The organism is Serratia sp. GW822-FHT06D09 (assembly GCF_058799515.1).
Map to the genome: position 1 here is coordinate 126635 of NZ_JBXALO010000002.1, position 24917 is coordinate 151551.

General features: G+C 56.2%; 28 protein-coding genes. 11 read left to right on the forward strand and 17 right to left on the reverse strand.

What is annotated here, in order from left to right; genetic code table 11:
• Nucleotides 1–81: 81 nt before the first annotated feature.
• Nucleotides 82–675: a LysE family translocator gene (locus AC1RKG_RS04390; protein WP_262032729.1), complete on the forward strand. Its 594-nt coding sequence runs from the start codon at nucleotides 82–84 to the stop codon at nucleotides 673–675.
• On the opposite strand, the gene AC1RKG_RS04395 is transcribed toward AC1RKG_RS04390, so the two are convergent.
• Complete coding sequence (locus tag AC1RKG_RS04395) at nucleotides 672–1484, reverse strand: AraC family transcriptional regulator (RefSeq protein WP_493182188.1); 813 nt, start codon at nucleotides 1482–1484, stop codon at nucleotides 672–674. The genes AC1RKG_RS04390 and AC1RKG_RS04395 overlap by 4 nt on opposite strands.
• A 70-nt stretch (nucleotides 1485–1554) precedes the next feature.
• On the opposite strand from AC1RKG_RS04395, the gene AC1RKG_RS04400 reads away from it, so the two are divergent.
• Nucleotides 1555–1773: a DUF7661 family protein gene (locus AC1RKG_RS04400; protein WP_041414319.1), complete on the forward strand. Its 219-nt coding sequence runs from the start codon at nucleotides 1555–1557 to the stop codon at nucleotides 1771–1773.
• Nucleotides 1774–1802: 29 nt separating this feature from the next.
• Here the strand turns inward: AC1RKG_RS04400 and AC1RKG_RS04405 are convergent, their stop codons facing one another.
• The 5 genes from AC1RKG_RS04405 to AC1RKG_RS04425 all read right to left on the reverse strand — a co-directional run bounded on the left by AC1RKG_RS04405 (nucleotide 1803) and on the right by AC1RKG_RS04425 (nucleotide 6099).
• A complete protein-coding gene (locus AC1RKG_RS04405) occupies nucleotides 1803–2651 on the reverse strand; it encodes a PA4780 family RIO1-like protein kinase (RefSeq protein ID WP_020825803.1) in 849 nt (282 codons plus the stop codon).
• 123 nt (nucleotides 2652–2774) lie between these two features.
• The gene (gene amyA / locus AC1RKG_RS04410) at nucleotides 2775–4265 is read right to left on the reverse strand and encodes an alpha-amylase (RefSeq protein WP_493182190.1); all 1491 of its coding nucleotides are present in this window, start codon (nucleotides 4263–4265) and stop codon (nucleotides 2775–2777) included.
• 131 nt (nucleotides 4266–4396) lie between these two features.
• Complete coding sequence (locus tag AC1RKG_RS04415; RefSeq protein ID WP_020825805.1) at nucleotides 4397–5056, reverse strand: DUF799 domain-containing protein; 660 nt, start codon at nucleotides 5054–5056, stop codon at nucleotides 4397–4399.
• Entirely contained in the window at nucleotides 5053–5409 is a 357-nt protein-coding gene (locus AC1RKG_RS04420; RefSeq protein WP_041414320.1) for a DUF4810 domain-containing protein, read from the reverse strand. The genes AC1RKG_RS04415 and AC1RKG_RS04420 overlap by 4 nt, the downstream gene beginning before the upstream one ends.
• 18 nt (nucleotides 5410–5427) lie before the next feature.
• Nucleotides 5428–6099: a CsgG/HfaB family protein gene (locus AC1RKG_RS04425; RefSeq protein WP_020825807.1), complete on the reverse strand. Its 672-nt coding sequence runs from the start codon at nucleotides 6097–6099 to the stop codon at nucleotides 5428–5430.
• A 465-nt stretch (nucleotides 6100–6564) separates the two neighbouring features.
• Between AC1RKG_RS04425 and AC1RKG_RS04430 the strand changes: the two genes are divergently transcribed.
• The gene (locus tag AC1RKG_RS04430) at nucleotides 6565–7488 is read left to right on the forward strand and encodes a bifunctional helix-turn-helix transcriptional regulator/GNAT family N-acetyltransferase (protein ID WP_041414322.1); all 924 of its coding nucleotides are present in this window, start codon (nucleotides 6565–6567) and stop codon (nucleotides 7486–7488) included.
• Nucleotides 7489–7551: 63 nt separating this feature from the next.
• Here AC1RKG_RS04430 and bhsA (AC1RKG_RS04435) read toward each other — a convergent pair whose 3' ends face one another.
• Nucleotides 7552–7809, reverse strand: coding sequence for a multiple stress resistance protein BhsA (bhsA, locus tag AC1RKG_RS04435; protein WP_020825809.1), 258 nt, complete (start codon nucleotides 7807–7809; stop codon nucleotides 7552–7554).
• A gap of 203 nt (nucleotides 7810–8012) precedes the next feature.
• Nucleotides 8013–8270: a multiple stress resistance protein BhsA gene (gene bhsA, locus AC1RKG_RS04440; protein ID WP_197820312.1), complete on the reverse strand. Its 258-nt coding sequence runs from the start codon at nucleotides 8268–8270 to the stop codon at nucleotides 8013–8015.
• 175 nt (nucleotides 8271–8445) lie between these two features.
• On the opposite strand from bhsA (AC1RKG_RS04440), the gene AC1RKG_RS04445 reads away from it, so the two are divergent.
• A complete protein-coding gene (locus AC1RKG_RS04445) occupies nucleotides 8446–9090 on the forward strand; it encodes a TetR/AcrR family transcriptional regulator (protein WP_128863966.1) in 645 nt (214 codons plus the stop codon).
• A 51-nt stretch (nucleotides 9091–9141) separates the two neighbouring features.
• Here AC1RKG_RS04445 and AC1RKG_RS04450 read toward each other — a convergent pair whose 3' ends face one another.
• The 5 genes from AC1RKG_RS04450 to AC1RKG_RS04470 form a co-directional block, all read right to left on the reverse strand.
• The gene (locus AC1RKG_RS04450) at nucleotides 9142–9960 is read right to left on the reverse strand and encodes a MetQ/NlpA family ABC transporter substrate-binding protein (RefSeq protein ID WP_046375068.1); all 819 of its coding nucleotides are present in this window, start codon (nucleotides 9958–9960) and stop codon (nucleotides 9142–9144) included.
• A gap of 20 nt (nucleotides 9961–9980) precedes the next feature.
• Nucleotides 9981–10649 (reverse strand): methionine ABC transporter permease, encoded by a 669-nt coding sequence (locus AC1RKG_RS04455; protein ID WP_020825813.1) that lies wholly within the window; start codon nucleotides 10647–10649, stop codon nucleotides 9981–9983.
• Entirely contained in the window at nucleotides 10642–11667 is a 1026-nt protein-coding gene (locus AC1RKG_RS04460) for a methionine ABC transporter ATP-binding protein (RefSeq protein WP_020825814.1), read from the reverse strand. The genes AC1RKG_RS04455 and AC1RKG_RS04460 overlap by 8 nt, the downstream gene beginning before the upstream one ends.
• 252 nt (nucleotides 11668–11919) lie before the next feature.
• Nucleotides 11920–12363 carry an acetyltransferase gene (locus tag AC1RKG_RS04465; RefSeq protein ID WP_493182192.1) on the reverse strand — a complete coding sequence of 148 codons (444 nt, stop codon included), beginning with the start codon at nucleotides 12361–12363 and terminating at the stop codon, nucleotides 11920–11922.
• Between the two features lie 29 nt (nucleotides 12364–12392).
• Nucleotides 12393–13283, reverse strand: a complete 891-nt coding sequence (locus AC1RKG_RS04470; protein ID WP_020825816.1) for a LysR family transcriptional regulator — start codon at nucleotides 13281–13283, stop codon at nucleotides 12393–12395.
• A 120-nt stretch (nucleotides 13284–13403) separates the two neighbouring features.
• Here AC1RKG_RS04470 and AC1RKG_RS04475 point away from each other — a divergent pair, with 120 nt between their 5' ends.
• The 4 genes from AC1RKG_RS04475 to AC1RKG_RS04490 all read left to right on the forward strand — a co-directional run bounded on the left by AC1RKG_RS04475 (nucleotide 13404) and on the right by AC1RKG_RS04490 (nucleotide 17138).
• Nucleotides 13404–14384, forward strand: coding sequence for a quinone oxidoreductase family protein (locus tag AC1RKG_RS04475; RefSeq protein WP_493182193.1), 981 nt, complete (start codon nucleotides 13404–13406; stop codon nucleotides 14382–14384).
• A gap of 58 nt (nucleotides 14385–14442) precedes the next feature.
• Nucleotides 14443–15315, forward strand: a complete 873-nt coding sequence (locus AC1RKG_RS04480) for an oxygenase MpaB family protein (protein ID WP_217330946.1) — start codon at nucleotides 14443–14445, stop codon at nucleotides 15313–15315.
• A 164-nt stretch (nucleotides 15316–15479) separates the two neighbouring features.
• Entirely contained in the window at nucleotides 15480–16583 is a 1104-nt protein-coding gene (locus AC1RKG_RS04485) for a suppressor of fused domain protein (protein WP_129940112.1), read from the forward strand.
• 27 nt (nucleotides 16584–16610) lie between these two features.
• The gene (locus AC1RKG_RS04490) at nucleotides 16611–17138 is read left to right on the forward strand and encodes a cysteine hydrolase family protein (protein ID WP_020825820.1); all 528 of its coding nucleotides are present in this window, start codon (nucleotides 16611–16613) and stop codon (nucleotides 17136–17138) included.
• Nucleotides 17139–17179: 41 nt separating this feature from the next.
• Here the strand turns inward: AC1RKG_RS04490 and AC1RKG_RS04495 are convergent, their stop codons facing one another.
• Nucleotides 17180–18055 carry an NAD(P)-dependent oxidoreductase gene (locus tag AC1RKG_RS04495; protein WP_020825821.1) on the reverse strand — a complete coding sequence of 292 codons (876 nt, stop codon included), beginning with the start codon at nucleotides 18053–18055 and terminating at the stop codon, nucleotides 17180–17182.
• An 81-nt stretch (nucleotides 18056–18136) separates the two neighbouring features.
• Complete coding sequence (locus AC1RKG_RS04500) at nucleotides 18137–18883, reverse strand: SDR family NAD(P)-dependent oxidoreductase (RefSeq protein ID WP_048761376.1); 747 nt, start codon at nucleotides 18881–18883, stop codon at nucleotides 18137–18139.
• 129 nt (nucleotides 18884–19012) lie between these two features.
• Between AC1RKG_RS04500 and AC1RKG_RS04505 the strand changes: the two genes are divergently transcribed.
• Together AC1RKG_RS04505 and trpS are read left to right on the forward strand one after the other, a co-directional pair.
• Nucleotides 19013–19948 carry a LysR family transcriptional regulator gene (locus AC1RKG_RS04505; RefSeq protein WP_187962502.1) on the forward strand — a complete coding sequence of 312 codons (936 nt, stop codon included), beginning with the start codon at nucleotides 19013–19015 and terminating at the stop codon, nucleotides 19946–19948.
• A gap of 157 nt (nucleotides 19949–20105) precedes the next feature.
• On the forward strand, nucleotides 20106–21113 hold the full coding sequence (gene trpS / locus AC1RKG_RS04510; RefSeq protein WP_046374185.1) for a tryptophan--tRNA ligase: 1008 nt from the start codon (nucleotides 20106–20108) through the stop codon (nucleotides 21111–21113).
• A 43-nt stretch (nucleotides 21114–21156) separates the two neighbouring features.
• Here the strand turns inward: trpS and AC1RKG_RS04515 are convergent, their stop codons facing one another.
• Together AC1RKG_RS04515 and AC1RKG_RS04520 are read right to left on the reverse strand one after the other, a co-directional pair.
• On the reverse strand, nucleotides 21157–22515 hold the full coding sequence (locus AC1RKG_RS04515; protein ID WP_187962503.1) for an MFS transporter: 1359 nt from the start codon (nucleotides 22513–22515) through the stop codon (nucleotides 21157–21159).
• Between the two features lie 218 nt (nucleotides 22516–22733).
• On the reverse strand, nucleotides 22734–23639 hold the full coding sequence (locus AC1RKG_RS04520) for a GntR family transcriptional regulator (RefSeq protein WP_493182196.1): 906 nt from the start codon (nucleotides 23637–23639) through the stop codon (nucleotides 22734–22736).
• 141 nt (nucleotides 23640–23780) lie between these two features.
• Here AC1RKG_RS04520 and AC1RKG_RS04525 point away from each other — a divergent pair, with 141 nt between their 5' ends.
• Complete coding sequence (locus AC1RKG_RS04525) at nucleotides 23781–24806, forward strand: zinc-binding alcohol dehydrogenase family protein (protein WP_493182198.1); 1026 nt, start codon at nucleotides 23781–23783, stop codon at nucleotides 24804–24806.
• Nucleotides 24807–24917 lie beyond the last annotated feature (111 nt).

Here is a 24917-nt window from a genome sequence, read left to right on the forward strand (position 1 = left end):
GGCGTAGGGTAATTCTGTTCAATACAGTAACAAGCCAAGCCGTCAGTCTGGCATCTGTGAACTCTTTCTCAGGTGCCTTTAATGAATATCTATCTTTCCATGGCCGCGTTTGCGCTAGCCGCTTCCATCACCCCCGGTCCAGTCAATATCGTTGCCCTGAGCGCGGGGGCACAATTCGGTTTCAACGCCACTCTGCGCCATGTTTCGGGCGCCACGCTGGGGTTTACTCTGCTGTTGATCCTGCTAGGTCTGGGGCTGAACACGCTGTTGGTGCTGTGGCCGGTGCTGACGCAGGTTATCCAGTGGGCGGGCATCGCGTTTTTGTTGTTTATGGCGTATCAACTGGCGTTTGATGACGGCCGCTTGGGGCAGGGTAGTCAACCGCAAGCCCCTTCTTTCTGGTACGGCGCGCTGTTGCAGTGGCTGAACCCCAAGGCCTGGCTGGCGTCGGTGGCCAGTCTGGGAGCGTTTGTTGCCGATGGCGATCGCCTGCTGCTGTGGCAGTTCGCGGTAATTTACTTTGTGATCTGTTATGCCTCGGTGGCCTGCTGGGCTTACACCGGCGCGATGTTGACCGGCCTGCTGCGGCAGGCACGCAACGTACGGCGTTTTAATCGCTTGATGGCGCTGCTGTTGGCAGCCAGCGCCTGCTATCTGTTGGCCGACGGCATTTAGCGTGGGTTTTGGTACTGGCCGGGGGTGGCGGCCAGCAACAGTTTGAAGGTGCGCTGAAAGTGCGCCTGATCGGCAAAACCGCTTTCGCTGGCCGCTGCGGCGATCGGATAACCGCGTTTCAGCAACCGGTGACCGAATTGAATGCGTTGGTTAACCAGATAAGCATGCGGCGTCATGCCGTAACGCCGTTTAAAGGCGCGTATCAGGTATGAGGGCGAAAGCGCTGCCGCCTGGCAGATGGCCTCCAGCGTGAGCGGTTGGGTGCAATGCGCGTTGATAAAGGCTGCTGCCGCCGCCAATCTTGGGTGCTCGTAAGGGGTAACTGGCGTATTCCCCAAAGAGGTCTGCAAATCGCTGAAGTATTCCACCAGAGCGATCTGTTTTTCCAAATGGCAGCGCAGTGGGTCGATCAGTAGCTCATACAGCCGGTTCAGGCCACCAAACAGTTCGGGGTCACGGCTGAGCACCTGAGTGAAGGGGATAAAACGGCCGTCGCCGCCGACGATTTCTTGCTGCAATTTACCCAGCCAGGCGGCATCAATATAAAACATGATGTATGACCAGCGCTGGTCGCCGATGGGGTTACAGGCGTGGGCCTGCTGCGGATTGATGATCACCACATCGCCGGTGCTGACCTGCAACGCTTGGCTGCCGTTAATATAAATACTGGTGCCGTCGGTGATGGCGCCGATGGAAAAGATTTCATGGCTGTGCAGGGCGTAACAAACCTTACGGCCATCTTCAATGGCGCGGGCTTCCACGAAGGGGAGCTGCGGATCACGCCAGAACTGCGGCGCATTAGCGGTCATTGTCTTTCCTTTTCGATGCGGCGGGGCTAGCTTGTGTTATAGCCTAAAACGCGCCGGGGAGGGAATGCGGGTGATGATTTTTAATGTGTTCGGCCGCCTGCTGGGGGTCAAACGGGCAGGGGGGCAATGGCAGCTGTTTCGCGTGACGTTGCCGGAGCGCAAGTATGCGCGCAGTTACGACATCGTGTTGCCGGATGAATTGACCGAAAGCGAGATAGCCGGCTATCTGGGGGACATTTACCACGAGGCTGCGACGGAACGCCATCCTGACGTCGTCAGGATCGAGTAAACCCCGGCCCGATAAAAAGGGCCGGAGGATTAATCTTCTTCGTTGCGGGCCATCAGTTGGCGTTGGTGCTCTTCGCTGGCCGCCTGGATCTCTTCCAGGACGGAACCGACATCGGCGCGTTTGTTGCTCTCGACAAACTTGCCGGTCAGCACGCTCGCCGGGGTCAGATTACCTTCCTGGTACAGCGCCCAAATCTCTTTGGCATATTTGCTGCCGAGCAGTTCCGGCGCGTACTGACCGTAAAACTGCGACATGTTGTTGATATCACGTTCGAACATGCTTTTGGCGTGGTTGTTGGCGGCGGCATCCACCACCTGCGGCAGATCGATAATCACCGGCCCGTTTTTGTCCATCAGCACGTTGAATTCCGACAGGTCGCCATGCACCAGCCCGGCACACAGCATGCGCACCGCGTAGTTCATCATCAATGCGTGATCGGCCCGTGCCTGTTCCGGCGTCAGGGTAACATCGCTCAAGCGCGGCGCTACCAGGCCTTCTTCGTCGGTGATCAGTTCCATCAGCAATACGCCATCCAGACAGATATCCGGCTGCGGCACGCGAACGCCCGCTTTGGCGAGCAGGTTCAGCGCATCGACCTCGGTGTTCTGCCAGGCTTCTTCCTGCTGCTGGCGGCCGAATTTAGAGCCTTTGCTCATGGCGCGCGCATCACGGCTGTTGCGCACTTTGCGCCCTTCCTGATAGTTCACGGCCTGCTTGAAGTTACGTTTTTCTGCTTCTTTGTAGACTTTGGCGCAGCGGATCTCTTCGCCGCAGCGCACGATAAAGACGTCGGCTTCTTTGCCACTTTTCAAACGGCGGATGACGTCGTCAATTAAACCATCATCTACCAATGGCTGGAGTCGTTTTGGAATTTTCATGCAGCCTTGTACCCTATTTAGGCTCCGGTGTGAATGGTTTGCTAAGGTGTTACCCCAATTTAGACCTGAAAGGCAAAAAATAGTTTGCCGCCGTTGCGACCGAACGCCGCAACGGCGCACCCGCTACAGGGTTTCCGCCAACACCCAAACGCTGACGCTGCCGCCGTTAACCGGGAAAGTTGCCTGCCCCAGTTCGTCGGTGATGACCTCATCCTGACGGTTGCCGAGCAGATCACGCCAGCTTTTATGTGCCAGAGCATCGCCCAGCGAAACCGCTTTGCCGCTTTCAGCTCCGTTGGTGAGCACCACCACGCAGCCAGGGGCATCGGCGGTGCCGCTGCGGGTGAAAGCGACGCAGTTTTTATCATCAAAATAATCGGTTTGCACGCCGTTGGCAAAGCGTTGACGCGCCTGGATCAACTTTTCCAATTCCGGGATCACCGGCATATCAATTTGGTATTCCTGGCCGTCACTGCCTTTATCCTTATAGCTGGCACCGTACAGATCGGGATAGAACACGCAGGGTACGCCTTGTTCGCGCAGCAGGATCAGAGCATAGGCCAGCGGTTTGAACCAGGGTTCGACCGGAGCTTCCAGCGATTGCAGCGGCTGGGTGTCGTGGTTGGCGACCAGCGTGACCGAATGGGCCGGATCGGCGGCGGTCAGGGTGTCGGTGAAAATCTGCGCCATATCGAACCCGTCCCCCTGCTTGGATGCCTGATGAAACTTCAGGTGCAAGGCTACGTCGAACAGCATCACTTTGCCCTCGACCAGGTCAATATACTGTTGCAACGCTGCCAAATCGTGCGACCAATATTCGGCGACGATAAACAGATCGCGCTGCGCGCTGTCACGCACATGATCAGCCCACTCTTTAAAGAACCAGGCCGGGATGTGTTTGGCGGCGTCCAGCCGGAAACCGTCGCAGGGCAGAGTCTCCATCAGCCAGCGAGCCCAGTATTTCAGCTCCTCCGTCACGGCGGGGTTGCGAAACTCAACGTCGGCGCCCATCAGGTAATCGTAGTTGCCTTTCTCGTCGCCGACCTGATCGTTCCAGCCGTCGTCGCCGTAATCATTGGCGATTTTGAAAACGCCTTTTTCATCGGGCTGTTCTACGTAATCCACTCCGCCGAAGCATTTGTAGTCCCAAATGAATTTGGAATAGGTACCTTGCCGCCCTGGAAAGGTGAAGCGGGTATAGGCCAGGGCGTCAAAACCCTGATCGTTGATGTCATTGCGGTTGTTGGCATCCGCTTTGTATACGTGCACCTGCTCTTTTTCGTCGGCGCCGAGCTTATGGTTAAACACCACGTCGTAAATGACCCTTACGCCGTTGTCGCGTAGCCGGTTGGCGGCAAGGACCAACGCCTCTTTATCACCATATTTGGTGGCGCGACTGCCTTTTTGATCGAACTCCCCGAGGTCGAACAGATCATAGCTGTCGTAACCTACCGAATAGCCGCCGGAAGCGCCTTTATAGGCAGGGGGAAGCCACAGGTCGGTGATGCCGATCCCGGCAATTTGCTCGGCGCGTTCGGCGGCTTCCTGCCATAACTTACCGCCATCGGGGTAATACCAATGGAAAAACTGCAGCAACGTGGTTTTTTTCGTCATGAGCAAGCCGTCCTGTTTGCCAAAAGGAGGTGCAAGATGAGCGGTAGCTCACCCCATCACTGTTACAGCATGGGCTACTTTTGGCAAAAGGGAAACCAGGTTTGGGCGGCCGGATCTGCCGCCCTTGGAGGTTAGCGTTGGCTGGCGTAATGCGGTGAGCGCGGGCCATACAAAATGGCGCCGTTCTGGCCGTTTGCTGACAACAGGCGGGTATTGGCGATGGCACCAACATCGAACCCCTTGTCACTGATGGTATCGGCAATTTGCGCGATGGCGGCGCTGATTACCATACCCAGCAGACCGCCGCTGGAGTTGTTGTTATTTTCGTTGCTGGAGGCGGTAGCGCTGCCGGCCCAAAGTTGCTTGCCGTTACGCAAATCGACCAACCTGGCTTTAACGGTAACGCGCGTTTCGCTGTTAATAACGATATAGCTGGTGCCGTATTGTGTGACATCCAGGTACAACACAGCGTCGGCACCGAAGATCTTATGCAGCTTTTGGATACTGACCGCACGGATATCGTTGGCGTTGGTCAGGCCGTTTTGCTGAAAAGTCTCTTCGACCACGGCGACCGGCAGCACATAGTAACCGGCTTCCGCCAACGGCAACGTGGTGCTGGCAAGGACGCTATGGCTGGCTTTGACATCCGGCGACTGATTGACAGGGGGGAGCACCAGGATGGATTTCGGCTTGCTCTCGTGGAAGGCTGCATAATCGTAAGGTGCTTGTTTGGCGCAGCCGCTCAACAGCAGGGTAACGGCGACGCTGAAGAAACCTAATGCACGTTTCATTTAAAGCTCCCCTTATCCTTAGCCATCAGGAAATTCATAAACGGCGCTGATTCCGGGAACAGCGTTTTCTCTGTATTGAACTCGGTCATGGCCTGGCCGGTATTGCCGGTTTTGCTGTACAGCAACCCCAGTTGCGCATGCAGGCCCGGCGGCACGGCTTTATTCTTGGCGCGAGATTTTTCGGCAATTTCTTTTAGCGTCAAAATCTGTTGTTCAGGGCTTTGGCCATCCTGTTGGTAATATTGGTAAATCGAAGTTTGATAGCCATCCCAGTTGTAGAGCGTTTTTGGCGCGGCGCAGCCGGCCAGCAGGGTCGCTGCGAACAGCGCCCCACCCATTTTTTTAGTTATCATATTGCTGCTTCTATTCCGTTAGTTAGCAGGGCGCCATGCGCCACTTTCGATACCGGCAACCAGATTATTGACCGCTTCGCGTACGGCCAGATCCAACACTTTGCCGTTGAGGGTGGAATCGTAGCTGGCGGTGCCGCCGAAGCCGATGATTTCACGGTTGGATAGTTGGTACTCGCCGGCACCTTGGGTGGAGTAAACCACTTCTGAGGTCTGTACGTTGACCACATTCAAATTGACCTTGGCATAGGCCACCTGCGTTTTACCGCGTCCCAGAATGCCCCACAGCTGGTGATCGCCCACTTCTTTACGGCCGAATTCGGTCACGTCACCGGTGATCACGTAGTTGGCGCCTTTCAGCGTCTGGGTTTGGCCTTTAATGCCGGCTTCAGTTTTCAACTCATCCATATTGGCGCGATCAAGCACGTTGAAGCGGCCGGTTTGCTGCAGATGGGTGATCAGGATGGTTTTTGACTGGTTGCCCAGGCGATCGACGCCATCGGAGAAGATGCCGTTCATATAGCTGGAGCGGTTATCGAACTTGCCGACGGAGATAGGGCTGCGCTGCCCCTGGTAGCTGGTGTTGTAGGACGCCACTTTAGGCACTTCCAGAGAGCGCGAGGATTCAGTAGCACAGCCTGCCAGCAGGCTGACGGAAAGGGCGACTGAGCAGACAACGAGTGATTTTTTCATCGGAATACAATCTCTCCATGATTATAAAAGCGCGCAAGACAGACCGTTTTGCGCCAGGAATTTAAACGGCAGGGGAAATAACAGGTGCTATTTAAACGGGGCAATCCTGCCATGGATATGTAACAAAATACAACTGAATATCGACATAATTGGCGCTATTGGGGATTAAATAACTCATTCAAATACAATGGATTGTGTAAGGATATCATTCGTATTTTATCTGGTTTGCTGAATTATCCGGTTTTTGATGGGTTTATTATTTGTAAAATATATATTTTGTGGATTTTTATTTTGTAAATTTAATTCATTAAAGAATGTAATTCTGCTTGAGGCGACAGATTGCTGCAGGTGTCTCGTCAGGTTGAGATTTCACGCCGTTTAAAAATCCGTTATGGTAATGAATATTAGGTAACACTATCAACTAAGTGAAGTGTTTTAGCGCTGGTACCAACGGGGACATTGATTGTGAACATCAGAGATTTCAGGGCATTGTCGCGCAACCTGGTCAGAGAACTGGGCATGCTGAATAAACAGAGTAACGGCAGCCGTTTTTCACCATTACAGATCCATATTCTGATTGAGATCAGCACGCTACCCCTGGGCGTGACCGAACTGGCCACCCGGTTGTGTATCGATAAGGCCAGTGCCAGCCGGGCGGTGCGTAGCCTGGTTGCTGCAGGCATGATTGAAGCGGTGGATTATCCGCACGATAAACGCCACAACCTGAATCAACTGACCCGTTTGGGCCGTAAAACGCTGGCGGCGATAGACACCAATGCCGATGGTTTTATGCAGGATGCATTGGCACAGTTGGACGATGATGAGTTGGCTGCCACTACGGCCGCGATGAAAAAGATGACCTCGGCATTACGTAACGCACGTAAGCAGCGTGACGCCGCTTTGCGGGTTCGTCCGATAACCCAGGATGATGATGCCGCGATGGCGGGGATTATTTGCAACGTATTCCGCGAGTACGGCATGGATAAAATGGAAGGCGTTAGTCTGCACGATCCCGATTTGGATCGCCTGACCGGCGTTTACCAGGATAACGGCGGAAAATATTGGGTGCTGGAACAGGAAGGCCAGGTAGTGGGGGGCGTCGGCATTGCCCCTTTGGCGGGCGGTGACGTCGGTTACTGCGAGCTGCAAAAACTGTTTTTCAAACCCAGCGTACGCGGGTTAGGCATGGCGCGTTACATGGTGGTGCAGGCGCTGAAAGCGGCGCGGGCAGCGGGGTACCGCTACTGTTATCTGGAAACCACCGAGCAGTTGAAAGAGGCGCTGGGATTGTATTATGCGCTGGGTTTTACGCTGCTGACGGAAAGACGCGGCAATACCGGCCACCACGGCTGCAATATCTACCTGCTCAAGAATCTGCAAAGCGACTGAGCACCATCCATAAAACAAAAGGCGGCCCAAGGCCGCCTCTTTGCGCAATGACTGATTCAGCCATTAATTGTAGATGATCGCAGTACCGTGCAGCTTGTTGTCGCCGGTAGTTGAGATGATCTGGAATGATTTAGCGCCTGCTTCATCCGCTTTGGCCGCCAGTTTGTTTTCCAGGCTGGTCAGGTCGGATGCACCGCTGACGGTGACTACGCCGGCTTTTTGCAGATCTGCCGGTTGAGCGTTAACCAAATCGGCGGCAAAGCTGCCGAATGAAGCGGTGGCCAGTGCGATGGCTGCGATGGTGATTTTCAGGTTTTTCATAGTCTTATTCCTATCTTTATATTCTGTATAAGGTTTTGTCTGTTGGGTCGTTAGATTAATTAACGATCGATAATTTAATGTTAGACGCCTGTTCGACGCTTTGCAACTATTTTTTTAGTGTTCGTTAATTAATTTTTTCTGACAGCTTTTTGCTGGAAGGCCAAAAGCCGTAGCCACTCCAGCGTTATTTAATCAACTTATTGTTATTTATAAATTAATGCGGTGCCGTGCAGTTGGTTGTTGCCGCCTGCGCCAACGATCTGGAACGATTTTGCCCCGGCTGCGTCAGCCTTGGCCGCCAAACCGGCTTCCAGAGAGGTGAGGTCTGAAGCTCCGCTGACGGTGATCACCCCGGCTTTCTGCTGATCTGCCGGTTGGCTGTTAACCAGATCGGCGGCGAAGCTGCCGAATGAAACAGAGGCCAGCGCAAGGGCTGCAAGCGTCATTTTTAAGTTTTTCATGATGTTAATTCCTGTTTTATCAACGTAAATGGGCGTATTTGAATTGGTTGTCGCTAATTACTTAACGATCGATAACTAAATGGTAATCTCTTCTCGACGAGAGCGCAATATTTTTTTATAATGACCGTTAATTTAATTGGCAAGCCCTGCTGCAGAGCGGGATAAGAGAGGGTCTATGAGCATCAATGAAGAAGTCTGCGCCAAAAAAACGCGTGGCAGACCGAAGCAGTTTGATCGCGACCGTGCGCTGGAAAGCGCACTCGATCTGTTCTGGCTGCATGGTTATGAATCCACCTCGATGGCCGATCTGGTCGAGGTGACCGGTGCCAAAGCGCCTACGCTGTATGCGGAGTTTGGCAATAAAGAAGGGTTGTTCCGCGCAGCGGTAGAGCGCTACCTGGAAAAATACACCACGTGCATCAACCAACGGCTGGAGCAGGATTTGCCGGTGGCGGACCTCGTCGAGGATTATGTGCGTTCTCTGGCGCAGCTGTTCACCGATCCGGAAAAACCGTCCGGCTGCCTGATGGTTTGTGCGTCCGCGGCGTTGTCGTCCTCTTCCGGTGATGTGGCCGAGATGCTGCGCAAAAAGCATCATATGCAGGAGGCCAGCCTGAAGGCTTGCTTCGACCGCAAGGTAGAACAGGGCGAACTGTTGGTGAAAACCGATACCGCGCTGCTGGCCAAATTTATCATTTGTACCATTGAGGGCATGTCGACTCAGGCACGCGAAGGCGCCAGCCGTGAAGATTTGTTGCGTTTGGTTGATGCGTTGATGCTGGTCTGGCCGCGCCTGAGTCAGGTGGGCAATAAGGTCTAAGCAGGGCACACGACAGGAATAAAGGCCGCATCGCTGCGGCCTTGGTCGGTATTATTGGTTAACCGGGATCACCGCACCCTGGTATTTTTCGCGGATGAAATCCTGAATCGCCTTGGAGTGCAGCACCTTCACCAGCGCCACAATTTCCGGCTTGTTCACGTCGGCCTTGTGCACGGTGATGATGTTGGCATAAGGGTTGTTTTCGCCGCTTTCCACCGCAATCGGGTCTTTGGTCGGGTTCAGCCCGGCGTCGATGGCGTAGTTGGCGTTAATCACCACCGCATCGCCCTCGTCGTTGTTGTACATCTGCGGCAGCAGTGCACCCTCTACATTGGCCTGGAACTTCAGGTGTTTCGGGTTTTCCACCACGTCAGAAATGCGCGCATCCACCTTGCTCACGCCCGGCTTCAGTTTAATCACGCCCTCTTTTTCAAAGATCGACAAAATACGACCTTCTTCCGCCACCGCGTCACGCATGATGATTTTGCCGTTGTCCGGTAAATCCTTCAGGCTTTTGTACTTCTTGGAGTAAATACCGATAGGTTCGATATGGATAGCGCCGGCGCTGACAAAGTCGTAGCTCTTGTCGTCGGCATGATCCTTAAGCACCGAATTCAGGTAAGGCACGTGTTGGAAATAGTTGGCGTCAATATCGTGGCTGGCCAGCGCGGTGTTCGGCAGGATGTAGTCCTGGAAAGGTTTGATCACCAGATCTATGCCTTCCTTCGCCAGAATCGGCTTGGCCTGCTCGAGGATTTCCGCGTGCGGCACGTTAGATGCGCCGACCACCAGCTTGGTTTCCGCCGAGGCACCCAAAGAGGCCAACGCGGTCAGTGAGGCGAAAGCCAGCAACATAATTTGTTTTTTCATCATCATTATTCCCTGGTTATTTATCGTTTATCGAGCGTGGTTGTAAGGGTGTCGCCAATGAACTGGATAACGAAAACGATCAATAAAATCGTCAGCGTTGCGGCCAGCGTCACGTCACCGTGGTTGCGTTGAAAACCTTCCAGATAGGCCAGATTGCCCAGCCCGCCTGCGCCAATCACCCCGGCCATTGCGGTGTAGCTCACCAGCGCGATCAGAGTAACGGTAATGCCTGAAACCAGTGCCGGTGAAGATTCCGGCAGCAGCACGCGGAAGATAATGGTGCTGGTTTTGGCGCCCATCGATCGCGCCGCCTCAATCACTCCTTTGTCGACTTCGCGCAGGCCAATCTCGACCAATCGGGCGTAGAACGGTGCCGCGCCGACGATTAGCGCCGGCAATGCCGCATCTGCGCCCAGAATGGTGCCGATCAACGTCTTGGTGAACGGGATCAACAACACGATCAGAATGATGAAAGGAATGGAGCGGAACACGTTGACCAGCACTGAAATCAGCGAATAGACGGCCCGGTTTTGCAGCAGCTGACCGCGGGAGGTCAGGAACAGCAACACCCCGAGGACGATACCAAGTACCAGCGTCGCCAAACCGGCGATCCCGGTCATATACAGGGTTTCCCAGGTGGCGTTCAACAACGAATCAAGACGCAGGTGAGGGAACAGTGACTCAAGCATGTTTAATGACCTCAACGGCGATCTGTTGCTCTTTCAACAGCTTCAGCATGCTGTCGATTTGCAGGTCGTTGCCTTCGACGTGAATGTAAAGTTCGCCAAAGGAACCATTCAGGGTTTGACTGATTTTGCCGTGCAGAATGTTGATACTTACCTTGTAACGCAGGATAACGTCGGAAATCACCGCCTGATGGGTCTGCACGCCGACAAACGTCAGCTTGAAAATCGCGCCCGACAGATGTTGGCTCAACAGCGGATTGAAGCTTTCCTCGGTTTCCTGATATTGCGAAACCTGTTTGACGAACTGTTGGGTGATCGGTTGTTGCGGCCGGGTGAACACGTCAATCACCGGGCCTTCCTCTACGATGCGACCGTTTTCCATCACTGCCACCCGGTGGCAAATTTTGCGCACGACGTGCATTTCATGGGTGATCAGCACAATGGTCAGGTTCAGTTTGCGATTGATGTCCAGCAGCAAATCGAGAATCGAGTCTGTGGTTTGAGGGTCGAGCGCCGAAGTGGCTTCATCGCACAGTAAAACCCCCGGATTATTGGCCAGCGCGCGGGCGATGCCGACGCGCTGTTTTTGTCCGCCGCTCAACTGCGACGGATAAGCATCTTCGCGGCCCTGCAGCCCAACCAGTGCGACCAGCTCCGCCACTCGCGGTTTAATCTGTGCTTTGGGCACGCCGGCGATTTGCATGGAAAAAGCAATGTTCTGACTGACGGTGCGTGACCACAGCAGGTTGAAGTGTTGGAACACCATGCTGATTTTCAACCGCGCCTGGCGCAAGGCGTTGCCTTCGGCTCCGGCGATATCGAAACCTTCAACCTGAATGCTGCCGCTGCTTGGCGTTTCCAGCCCGTTCAGCAAGCGGATCAGCGTGCTTTTACCGGCGCCGCTGTAGCCGATGATGCCGTAGATTTGCCCGGCCTCGACCGTCAGGTTGACGTCATCCACTGCGACAACGCGGCCCTGTGCGCTGTCAAAAGTTTTGCAAACGTTCGAAAGAACGATCATAGAGAAGCGAATCCTTATTTAATACATCACAGAATTCCGTCCGGAGTGCGTCACGCCGGAAAGGGATCGGCTTCTTGGGATAAGGGCAGACGGAACCTCTGTTGCTGGGTGAATACGGGCCAATCCTACCGGGGGTTTATAGTGACAGGAAGAATGTAAATTCTATTAGTTATTCTGATTTGGTATATCAAGTGATGAGCGGAAGTGATGGTAAAACGACGGCCAGGGCAGACCATGGCCGAGGGGTTGGCGTTAGCGTTTGGCGAGCTTCATGTGCAGCAGCGGGAAAGGGTTGCCCTGGCCGTCGAGCGCGGAACGCCCGGTGATTTCAAACCCGTAGTGGCGGTAAAAACCGCTGGCCTGCGGGTTCTGTTCATTGACGTCCAGCTGCAACTCGTTATACAAGGTTTCCGCATGCTCCAGCAGTGCTTTGCCGACGCCCTTGCCGCGCTGATCCTGATCGATAAACAGCATTTCCACTTTGTTGCCGCTCAGTCCGATAAAACCGCAGGGCTGGCCGGTGCCGTCCACGGCAACCCAAACGTTGACCGCAGGCAGGTAATCGTTCAGCACCAGCGGATAGAGTTTGGCGATGTCTTCTTCGGTAAGAAAATGGTGGGTAGCGCGTACCGAACGCTGCCAAATCTCCACCAGTTGCGCATTGTCTTCTGCCGCGCGAGCTCGGATAGTGAACATGGTAACTCCCGTATTTGGACTCATTTATTTTAAACCCGGCCCCACAGTCTGGCTACGGTCAGGGCGATAAAGGCTTCCAGCTTGGCGGATTGCCGCCTTTCGGGCAGATAGACCAGGTGCATCGGGCGCGGCAGTGGTGAATACTCCGGCAGTACCCGGACCAATCTGCCGGCGGCGATATCTTCATCCAGCAGCAGAGTGGCATGCAGCGCGATGCCAAAATCCGCCAATGCCGCCCGGCGTACCCCTTCACCGGAGTCCATTCTCAGTCGAGGCCTGACCGGTACGCTGATCTCTCCCGGCGGCCCCAACAGCCGCCAAAAGTGGTTGCCATCCCACTGGCTGAAACCAAAGCAGCAGTGTGCGCTGAGCTGCTCCGGCCTTGTGGGTTCACCGTGCTGTGCCAGATAATCCGGCGAGGCAGCCAGCGTCATGCGGTAATCGGGCAGGGCGCGCGCCACCAGGCCGTCGTCCGCCACTGGCCCGATGCGAAACGCGGCCTCGTAGCCTTCTTCGATCAAATCCACCTTGCGATCCGACAGCACCACTTCCGCTTCCACCTCCGGGTGCCGTTGCAGGAACTCGGTCAGTATCGGTGTCAGAACGCGGTTGCCGAAGGTGACCGGCGCGCTGATGCGCAACAGCCCGCTGGGGGAGCTTAACAGCGCCCGCGCACTGGCTTCGGCCGCGTCGGCATCGGCCAGCAGTCGGCGGCAGCGTTCGTAAAACACCCGACCGGCCTCGGTCAGCCCCTGGCGGCGAGTAGTACGATTAAGCAGCGGCGCATTCAACCGTTGTTCCAGAGCGCGAATGTGTTTGCCAACCATGGTCGGTGAAATAGCCATCTCTTCGGCGGCGGCGACGAAGCTGCCTTTTTCCACCACCCGTACAAACACCGCCATGCTGGTTAATCGATCCATTATAAACCCCTGGTGTTTTCTGAATGCTTTTTAGGCCACTGTTGCCGAGTATAGCGCTTTGCGATAATCAATCTATCGACCGTCAGTGTGTTATTGGCGGAAATTTTCCGGAGTGGCGATATGCAGGCATTAGCGTTTGAACAATTTGGCGGGCCGGACGTGCTCGAATACCTTGAGCTGCCGACGCCGGCGGTACCTGCGGGTGCGGTACAGGTACGCATGGGGGCCGCCGGGCTGAATTTTGCCGATATTTATCGCCGTAAGGGCAATTACGTGCTGCACGGCAATCCCCCCCATATTGGCGGTTACGAGGGGGTTGGGACCATCATTGCCTTGGGTGAGGGCGTTCAGGGGTGGCAACTCGGAGAGCGGATTGGTTTCGCTGACGTACCTTTTTGTCATGCCACTCGCATCAATGTGCCGGTGGAGCACGCGCTGCGTCTGCCGCAGGCATTGAGCGACGTTGAAGCCGCCTCTATTTTGCTGCAGGGGCTGACGGCGCAGTACCTGATCAATGACAGCGTTCAGGTCAAGGCGGGCGATCGCGCCCTGGTGCATGCCGCCGCCGGCGGTGTCGGACAGATCCTTACCCGGATGCTGGTGGCGCGTGGCGCGCAGGTTTACGCCGTTGTCTCTTCGGCGCATAAACAGCAGATTGCGTTAAGCAACGGCGCGGTGGCGGCCTTCACTTATCAGCAGGATTGGGTCACGCAGATTGCCGCTCTGACCGACGGCGGCGTTGAGTACGGTTTTGACTCCGTGGGCATCACTCTGCAACAAAGCATCGACGCGCTGCGCCCCGGCGGTCGGGTGGTCACCTTCGGCATGGCCGGGGGCGAGGCACCGGCGATCTCTGCCTATCAGCTGATGATGGATTCCAAAGGCGTAGTGGGGGGCGATCTCTGGACTTACCTCAATAGCGCAGAGGCGCGACGTACGCGGGCCGAGCGTCTGTTCAGCAGTTGGCAGAATGGGGAGTTTGCTATCCCGCACATCGAAACCTTCCCGCTCAAAGAGGGGGCGTCGGCGCACCGTCGCCTGGAAGATCGCAGCTTTGCCGGTAAAATTGTGCTGCTCAACGATAGCGACCCGCGGAGTTAAAAGCCGTATTTCGCTTCATGTTACACTGGCCGCCAGAAGCTAAACGGGGCCAGTCAGGATGGAAGTGATACGCGCAGCGATAGAAAAACAGGTCATCAGCCTGACCGGGCTGGCGCTCGGCGACATTGATTTTGAAAATCCGCCGGGGGATCCGGGCCTGTTCGGCCCGCAGTCGGTTATCTGGCAGGTGCACAACGATTTTACCTCGATGCTGTGCGGGGGCGTCAGCGCCTTGCTGATGCAAATGCTGCACCCGCTGGCGTTGGCGGGAGTGTGGGATCATTCCAACTTTCGTGAAGATATGCTCGGCCGCCTGCGCCGTACCAGCCAGTTTGTCTCCGTCACCACTTTTGGCCCCACCGCCGAAGCCGAACGCCTGATTGCCAAAGTCAAAGCTATTCACCTGCAGGTCAACGGCGTCAGCAGCGACGGCAGGCCTTACGCCGCCAGCGATCCTGAGTTGCTTACCTGGGTGCACGTGGTGGAAAGCAGTCGTTTTTTGGCCAGCCATTTACGCTACCGCAACCCGTCTCTTCCCCGTGAAAAGCAGGACCAATATTACCGTGAGGCTGCACGCGTAGCCGCAGCCTTGGGGGCGGAAGAAATCCCAACCTCCTGCACGGCGGTAGAGGAGTATCTGCAACGGATGCGTCCGCAATTGGTGTGCGATGAGCGCACGCGGGAAGTCGCGCGTATTCTGCTGGCCGCGCCGGCCCCCAGCGCATTGGCCCGGCCTTTTGGCGCTTTGGTGATGCAGGCGGGTATCGACCTGCTGCCTGACTGGGCGCAACAACAGTTTGATTTTCATCCCGGAAACTTACGCCGCCGCCTGGTGCGCACCGGTGCAGGGGGCGTCGGTAAAGTGCTGCGCGCCTCAATGCGTAATGGTTCATATCAGCGCGCGCTGCGCCGAATTAACCGACAGGCCTGAATCGGCGCAGACTATAATTCTTACCAATAACCCGATGTTTCGGGGCACTTTTGAGACTTTTACGGGTGATCCGAGCGGTAATGCGCTTTACACTGGATAAAAGCCAATTTCCATTTTATTTAGCGTGCAGCATTATTCTGCGCCTTGAACCTATTTGAGGTTATATGAACGAGTCACACGTACTTGCTGAAGTCAGTAATGAGAACCAGACGCTGGTCGCGGTGGTTCAGCAAGATCACCGGGCTGCTTATTTTTATATTTACCCTACAGAAGAAAATAGCGAGCGTTTTCAGGTGCGCGCTTGCTGGCTGCGTAACCTGGCCGCTGCGCCGCAGCAGGAAGACAGCGCGGCACTGGCGCTGGGGCAGCCACCGATGCTGGCGGCCGAGTTTTGCCGCAATCTGGAAGGGGAAGCGCCGCTGAACCCGGAAGGGCTGACGGTGGTTTGGACCGAGAGCGACGACGGCGCGGCACTGTGGTATTACGGTCAATTGCTGGCGGTGATCCCCGGCTGGAGCCTGTATATCGACCATTCGGTATGTTATTCCGCCAGCTGCATTAAAGAGAGCCCGCTGGCTTATCCGCTCGGTTCCGCTTCCACCAATACCCAGTATGCACTGGCGGAAAGTACCCGTCAGTTCTGGCGCAGTTGGCAGCGGGAGGAAGGGAATCCCTGGCCCAAGATGCAGAGCGATTATCAGGCGCATTACGAGCAGCATTTTGGCCCCTCGGTGAAATACTACGCCATCGATCAGGGCAAGTGGCCGCCGATGGCGATCACTCAGCATGAACGCGACGGCATCTACTATTTCCTTACCCTGGGCGTCAGCATCCGGCCGATGCCGTGGGTAGAGATCCTGTTTAACGACGACGCCTCCCGCTATCGCCGTATGGAAATGGGTATCGCCATCGACGGTCAATACATGACCGAGGAAAATGCGATACAGATGGCCAGCGCGTTGGCCGGTTTTGCCCACGTGCCCTGGTCAAAAATCACCTGGTTTGGCGAAGGGCATACCCTGGAGTCCGAAGTGGCGCCTCAGGGCTATGAGGGCTACGTGCTGTCTTCCTCCTTTTATCCGTATCACGAGCATCTGAGCTTGCCGAAACAGTATGGCGATCCGGTCAATATTTTCTGGGCCAGCCCGGTATTTGAAGCCGAGCGTCTGCTGGCGCATGCGACGCCGAATGGGGGTCATGAGTTGGTTAACAAACTGCGTGAGCAGGGCGTTGACCATATCTTCCGCCCGCGTCAGCCGGTATGCTGAGACGGAATTTATTCTCTGGAGCCAATCATGAAGTCAGCGCTGTTGGTTATTGATGTGCAGAAAGGGTTGTTTACACCGCCGCCGGCGGATGCCGAAGCGACGATCGATCGCATTAACACCCTGAGCGCCGCTGCCCGTCAGGCCGGCGTGCCGGTGATTTTCATTCAGCATCAAACGCAGCATGATGAGTTGGCGCACGGCAGTGACGCCTGGCAACTTGATCCCGGTTTGCAGGTAAAGGCCGGCGATCATCGGGTAGAGAAAACCACGCCGGACTCATTCCTGCGTACCGGATTGGGGCCGCTGTTGATTGCGAACGGTATCTCGCATCTGGTGGTTTGCGGCTATTCCACCGAATTTTGCGTGGATACCACCACTCGCCGCGCCGCAGCTCTGGGTTACCCGGTAACGCTGGCGGCCGATGCGCATACCAGCCACGACAAAGCGCATGCCTCCGGCCTGCAGATCCGCGCCCATCACAACGCCACACTGTCGAATATCGAAAGCTTTGGTGTCCTGATCGACGCACTGCCAACGGCAGAAATTCGTTTCTGACGGCCAAATAAAAAGCCCGGAGCGATCCGGGCCTATCAGGATTACTTCAATCCGGCTCTGCGTGCCGCCACTTTGGCCAATGCCGACCAATCCAAATCTGCGTCGCCTTGCGCCACCGCGTCGAGGAAGTTGTCCTTTAGCACGCTGGCGAACGGCATTGGCGTGTGGCTGTTGGCACCGGCCTCTAGCGCCAGGCCGACGTCTTTCATCCCCAGGCTTAATTTAAAACCCGCAGGTTCAAACTTTTCTTCGGCGATCAACCCTCCATAACCCTTGTAAGCCGGAGAGGCAAACAGGGTACTGGTGAGCATGTGCAGATAATCCGCGCCGGAAACGCCGTAGTTGCGCACCAGAGCACTGCCTTCCGCCATCGCCTCAATGGCGCTGGCCAACGTGAAATTGGCGGCGATTTTAACGATGTTGGCCTGCTCGGGCTGATCGCCAAAATGCCAGGTCTGCTGGCCGAGCACCTCAAACAGCGGCTGCACTTTGGCGAGCAACAGCGGATCGCCCGCCGCCAGAATATTCAGCTTGCCGGCTGCGGCTACGTCCACCCGCCCCAACACCGGTGCGGCGATATAACCGACGTTGCGCTCCGCGTGCAGCAACGCCAGCCGTTTGGCCAACGCCACCGAGACCGTCGCCATATTGATGTGAATCGCTCCCGCCCGCAGCTGTTGCAGCAGCCCGCTTTCCACCACTACCTGCTCGGTGGCGGCATCGTTGGCCAGCATGGTGATCAGTACGTCCACCTCCGCCAGTTCTTCCGGCTGCCGAGCCTGCACGGCCCCGGCGCTCACCAAAGGCTGTGCTGCCTGGGGCGAACGGTTCCATACCTTTACCCCATAGCCAGCCTGCAACAGGTTGGCGGCCATCGCGCTGCCCATACCGCCCAGGCCGGCAAATCCGATCTTCATATCGCGTTCCTTATCTCAGGTTATCTTCCTTCACCCTAACGCGACGCTCGGAGAACGCAAATGGCGGAATGTAACGCTTTCTTAACCGACCCGCGCCCCCCCGTTAATCGAGGTAACGGTTCCTGTGATGAAAGAGGCCTCTTTCGAAGCCAGCCACAGCGCGGCGCTGGCGATATCCTCTACCCGGCCGGTGCGCCCCATCGGTGTTTCGGCCGCGATGGCGTCAATGCGATCCTGCGGCAAACCGGTACCGAAAAAGCGAGTATCGGCGATAAAGCCCGGCGCAATGGCGTTAACCGTGATGCCTGCTTCGCCCAGTTCGCGTGCCAGGCTGAGGGTAAAACCTTGCACGCCGGCCTTGGCGGCGGAGTAGCCCAGGGCACCGGCACTGCCGCTGCCGCATTGGGCGGCGATCGAACTCAGGTTGATGATGCGACCGCCCGGTTTACGCAGGTGTGGCAGCATCGCCAACGTAAACAAAAAGGTACTTTTCAGGTTTCCGTCGATCACCGCGTCCCATTCCTGCTCGGCCTGCGCCAGGGGCGTATCGGCGGCAATCACCCGGGTAAAACCGGCGTTGTTGATCAGCACATCCAAAGTGCCCAGATCGGCGGCCAACTGGGCGGCCACTTCTTCCACCGCGCCACGTTGGCTCAAGTCCGCCGCATAATAGCGGGTGCCGTGGCCAATTTGCTGCGCCGCCTGTTGCAGGCGTTGAGGGTTACGCGCCACGATGGCGATGCGGTAATCCTGTTGTGCCAGTTGCTGGGCGATGGCCAGCCCAATACCGCTGGATCCGCCGGTAATCACCGCTGTACGTTGCGTCATAGCTGATTCTCCTGTGCCCGTGGTCCACGCCGGAATGGCGCAGCACTTGAGGGTTCGGAAAGTATTGGCTTTCGCTATCGATACATCCAATACTCTATTTATACTTCCAAAATACGAAAAAGGTATCACGTGATTGAGCTACGCCAACTGCGGCAATTTGTCGCCGTCGCCGAAGAGATGAGCTTTCACCGCGCCGCCGAGCGTTTGCACATGGCGCAGCCGCCGTTGACGGCCGCCATCAGAAAGATTGAGCAGGAGCTGGGTGTCCCGTTGCTGGAACGCGGCAACCGGATCACGCGCATCACCGAGGCTGGGCAGGTGTTTCTGATCGAGGCGCGGCGGACCCTGGCGCAGTTTGAGCGCACCCTTGGCAATACCCGACGTGCGGCGCGTGGCCTGACGGAATCGCTACGGTTGACCTTTGTCGATAGCACGGTCAATGCCCTGCTGCCGGGGATCCTGCGCCAGTTTCGTCAGGCGCACCCGCAGGCGGAGTTCCATTTGCAGGAGGCCACCACCGCCGAACAGCTGATCGCGCTGCGCGACGATCGCGCCGATATCGGCATGGTGGTCCTGCCGATAGCGCCGCAGGATGAGCTGCAGATTCTGCCTTTTTTACAGGATCGCATGGTGCTGGCGCTGCCGGATCACCACCCTTTGGCGACGCAACGGCACGTGACGCTGAGCGATTTGGCCGATCAGCCCTGGGTGCTGTTTCCGGCACATTATGGGCCGGGGATGCACGCGGCGATTTTGCAGGCCTGTGCGGTGGCGGGGTTCAGCCCGCGTATCGTGCAGGAAGCTCGGCAGATGCAAACCATCGGTGGGCTGGTGGCCGGTGGGGTGGGGATTGCACTGATGCCGGCTCTGTTTGCGGTACTGAAATCACCCGGCGTGGTGTTCCGCGAACTGAGTGGCGCAGGTAGCCCGGTGCCCTATACGCTGGCGCTGGCGTTACGCACCCCTTCACCGCTGATCGAGACATTTTGTCGTATCGCCGGCGAACAGGCGGCGGCCTGGCAGCGTGCGGTTATTGACAACCGGCGCAGTGGGGGGATACCTTAAAAGCATGAATATGCCGATGCACTCCACTCACAGCCAGTCTTGGTGGCGCCTCCTCTGAAGGCGGCACGGGTATTCACACCTCTTTTCAATGCCGCCGGTTCTGGCGGCATTTTTATTGCGTTGATCCGGTGGTGTATTTACTTTCAGGAGCAATGCAATGAGCTACACCATTTTGACCGGCGATCGCGCCACCGGATCCCTGCATTTAGGCCACTACGTCGGATCCTTGCGCCAGCGCGTTGAGCTGCAACAACAGCATCAGCAAACGGTGCTGGTCGCGGACCTGCAGGGGCTGACCGATAACGGCAACAATCCGCAAAAAATCAGCGCCAACGTGCTGAATCTGGTCGCCGACTACCTGGCGGTCGGCATCGATCCGCAGAAAACCACAATTTGCCTGCAATCCGCGCTGCCGGCGCTGGCTGAGCTGACCATGTATTATCTCAATCTGGTCAGCGTGGCACGGCTGGAGCGCAACCCCACAGTGAAAAGCGAAATTATCGAAAAAGACTTTTCCCGCAGCCTGCCGGCCGGTTTTCTGGTGTACCCGGTCAGCCAGGCGGCGGACATCACCGCATTTGGCGCGACCCACGTGCCGGTTGGTGACGATCAGCTACCAATGCTGGAGCAGACCAACGAGATCGTGCGGCGTTTTAATCGCATCGTTGGCAGACCGGTACTGACGGAATGCCAGCCGTTGTTGAGCAACGTCGGCCGCCTGCCGGGGCTGGATGGGCAGGGCAAGATGTCGAAATCGCGCGGCAACACCATTACTCTGGGCGCCGATGCCGAGCAGGTGCACAAGGCGGTGATGAGCATGTTTACCGATCCTGGTCACCTGAACGTTAAGGATCCCGGCCGCGTGGAGGGCAATATGGTGTTCACCTATCTGGATGCTTTCTGTGAGGATGCCGATTTGGTTGCCGATCTGAAGGCGCATTATCGTCGTGGCGGGCTGGGGGACATGAAAATCAAACGCCTGTTGGAAGATTGCCTGCAAAGCCTGCTGGAGCCAATCCGTACCCGTCGGGCCGAGTATCTGGCCGACAAGGGCGAGCTGTTGCGCATTCTGCAGCAGGGCACCCAGCGTGCCGATAAGATCAGCAAGCAGACGCTGGCACAGGTGAAAGGCGCGTTGGGGCTGGATTTCTTTAGCCTGTGTTGAACGCACGCCCTCAACCGTGGGAGAGGGCGGCGGGGTGAAATCCTTAGGCGGCGCGGTCAACGATCGGGTGTTTAACCACGAAGATATACGACAGCGCACCTATCAGGGTGAAGCAGGAACAGAGGATGAGCGCCAGGTTGAAAGAGTGGGTGGTATCGAGGATCCAGCCGGTGACCACCGGCGCGAACGAAGCGAAGATAAAGCTGGCGAAGTTTTGAATGCTGCCGACGGAGGCCGTCATGCGCGAGGTTACCGCCACGTGGATCAGGCCCCAGCAGGAGGTGCCGGCAAAGTGGATACAAAACAGCGCCATGCCGATCAACAACACCGCGCTGTAGGTGGTGGTAGCCTGGGCAACCACGGCGGTAAAGGAAGCGGACAGCAGCATGCCGGCCACAATGCAAATTTTGCGGCTTTTCAGCGGTGCCATTCCACGCCGAACCAAAAAGTCGGTGACGAAACCGTTCGACAACATACCGGCGGCGCCAAACAGGAAGGGGATGGCACTCATTAGCCCGGTGCTTTTCAGGTCCAGATGGTAAGTGGTTTGCAGGTAACCCGGCAGCCAGGCCAGATACAGCCAGGCGGTGTAGTTGATGCCGCTAAAGCCGATCATCATGCCCCACATGGTGCGGTTTTTGAATAGCCCACGCCACTCGCGAAAGTTCATCGGTTCAGGCCGCGCGCTGACGCTACCGGCGTTCAGATAGGCCTGTTCCTGAGCACTCAGGCTGACGTCCTGCCGATTGCGGTACAGCATGTACCAGCCGATCGACAGGGCGATTCCCAACACGCCGATGGTGATGAACATACCGCGCCAGCCGAAGGCCAGCATCATGGCCGTGAGGATTGGCGGGCTGATCGCCAGCCCGATGGTCGAAGCGGCATTGAAAATGCCCATGGGCATGCCGCGATCTTTAATGTTGAACCAGTCATTGATCACCTTTACGCCGCACGGATTCATTGGCGCTTCGCCGATCCCCAGCCCGATACGTACCCAGATAAACTGGGTGAAGTTATGGATCATGCCGGACAGCGTTTGAAACAGCGACCAGACAAACATCCCGATCCCCAGCATCAGACGTGGGCCTTTTCGATCCAACAGCGGCCCGCAGGGCAGTTGGGCGATGCCGTAGGCCAATGAAAAAGCCGACAGCAGCAAGCCGATTTCGGTACCGCTCAGCCCCATTTCTTCCCGAATGGTGGAGTTCGCCACTGAGAGCGAGCTGCGATCGAGAAAATTGATTATTGCCGCCAGAAATAGCAACAACATGGCCGTAGTTTGGATTTTTTTAATTTTTGCCGAGCGGACTAACATGCCCTCCGGCGGCATAGGAATTATGTTATCGGAATAGGGATCCGTTTGTGGTTTTCCGCTATCGACGGTATGGGTTCTTTCCATCTTTCTTTGCCTCCAGAATTTCGCATTAATAATATTTATTATTCCGGGTATTCCCCTGGGAAGTGCATTAGCAGGTGGTCGGCAGTAAGCCTAGTGGGCGAAATGGAGTTGGCGGTGTGTTTTGTCGCGGTTCCGTGCAGCAGCCAATATTTTGCTGCTTTTTATCGGTTTTAAATGCTGTGGGGGTGTTTTTTATCAATAAAGAGCGCCACCCCGAATCAGGCGATGCTCTGATTGATCGAGCGGATCATGGACTGCTTGGCGGTATCCAGATGGCGGTGCAGGCCGTTGATGGCTTCCTGATCGTTACGGCAGATCAACGCGCTGAGAATGGTCATGTGTTCTTCAATGGCGACGATATTGCGCTGTTTAAGATCGGTTTCATCCCACTGGTAGTGGAAATGGAAAATCACGGAAATGATCTCCAGCGACTGGTTGAAGAACGGGTTGTTGGCGGCGGAGAGGATCAGCCCGTGGAAATCGCGATCCAATTGGGAAAACAGGCGATAGTTGTCGCTGATGTTTTCCCGCAGTTGGCGGTGACGGCTCAGCAGCTCTTTGGCCTGCAGCCAGCGCTCGTCGTGCATCGGCAGATTGATAAAGTGGGAAAGGGCGTGCGTTTCCAACATCTGGCGCAATTCAAACAGCTGTTCGGCGTAGCGTTGATCAAATTTCTTCATGCTCCACTGACCGCGCCGGACGCTGTCGATCAGGTTGTAACGGCTGAAGTGCAGCAGAAACTCCCGCACCACCACCGGGCTCACGTTGACCGCACGCGACAGCTGCAGTTCGCTGAAGGTATCGCCGGCACGCAGCTGCTTTTGGTTGATCATTTGGTAGAACGCCTTTTCAAACTTTTTCCCCTGTTCATCAAGAGAAAGGCTCTGGCAGTCGAAGCCATCTTGCGGCAGTGCCCGGCGTAAAATAACGTAGTCATCGCCGACTTTTTCCAGCACGCCACACTGGGACAAGTGCGTCAGCGTATGGCGCACGGTGGTGCGGCTGATATTGTACATCTCGGCCAGGGCGGCCTGAGACGGCAGCGGCGAGCGCAGGTGGCCGTTATTGATGCTGTCGATCATCTGGTTTACCACGTTTTGCCGCAGGTTTTGGGTTCTGCTCATGCTGTGCCTCAGGTGTTTTTTATGCATTTAAAACCAATTTAAATCGGTTTATTTAGCGATACCTCACAGATTTGTCTGAACATATCGGCGGCGCTCCGGTTTTTATTTAATAACCTCCTCATCATTAGTGGAGGAAAAACGATGACAACAATGAAAACCTTAGTGTGTGAGCAGCCGACAAAATTAGTTTATCAGCGGCGTCCGGTGCCTTTTCCTGCCGCGCAGGAAGTGGTGATCAAAATAATCACCGTCGGCATTTGCGGCACGGATATTCATGCCTGGTCCGGTCATCAGCCTTTCTTCAGTTATCCACGCGTATTGGGCCATGAAATATGCGGTGAAATTGTCAGCGTCGGCAATAACACCACTGACTGGCAGGTGGGCCAGCGGGTGGCGGTAATGCCGTATATTTCTTGCCACCGCTGTGGCGCCTGCCAAAGCGGCAAAACCAACTGCTGCGAGAATATTTCGGTGATGGGTGTTCATCAGGATGGCGGTTTTTGCGAATACCTCAGCGTGCCGATCGGCAACCTGCTGGCGGTAGACGATGTGGCTCCTGAAGCGGCGGCGCTGATTGAGCCCTTTGCCATCAGCGCTCATGCGGTGCGTCGTGCCGGGATTGCGGCGGACGATCAGCTGCTGGTGGTGGGCGCCGGGCCTATCGGGCTGGGCGTCGCGGCGATCGCCAAAGCCGATGGCGCGCAGGTGGTGGTGGCGGATACCAGCGCCGAGCGTCGGCGGCACGTCGAGCAGGTGTTGCAGTTACCAACGCTTGATCCGCAGGATGAACGCTTTGATGCGGCGCTGCGCGGCCAGTTCGACGGCAAATTGGCCGCCAAGGTGATTGACGCCACCGGCAACCCGCAGGCGATGAACCACGCCGTCGATCTGATTCGCCACGGCGGCAGCATCGTGTTTGTCGGCTTGTTTAAGGGCGACCTGCAGTTCTCCGATCCGGAGTTCCATAAAAAGGAAACTACCCTGATGGGCAGCCGCAACGCGACCGGCGAAGACTTTGCCAAGGTGGGGCGGCTGATGGCGGCAGGGAAAATCACCGCGCAGATGATGCTTTCACACCATTTTGATTTCGATACCCTGGCGGAGCATTACGAAGCGCAGGTGATCAACAACAAGCAGTTAATTAAGGGTGTCATTCACTTTCAATAAGCCCCAGCGGGAAATGATGGCACGCGTCATTTCCCGGCCATAAAAGCATCATCCCGTTGTCATAAACTTATCCGTTAATAGGTGCCCATAATGATTAGTCACTGAAACCAG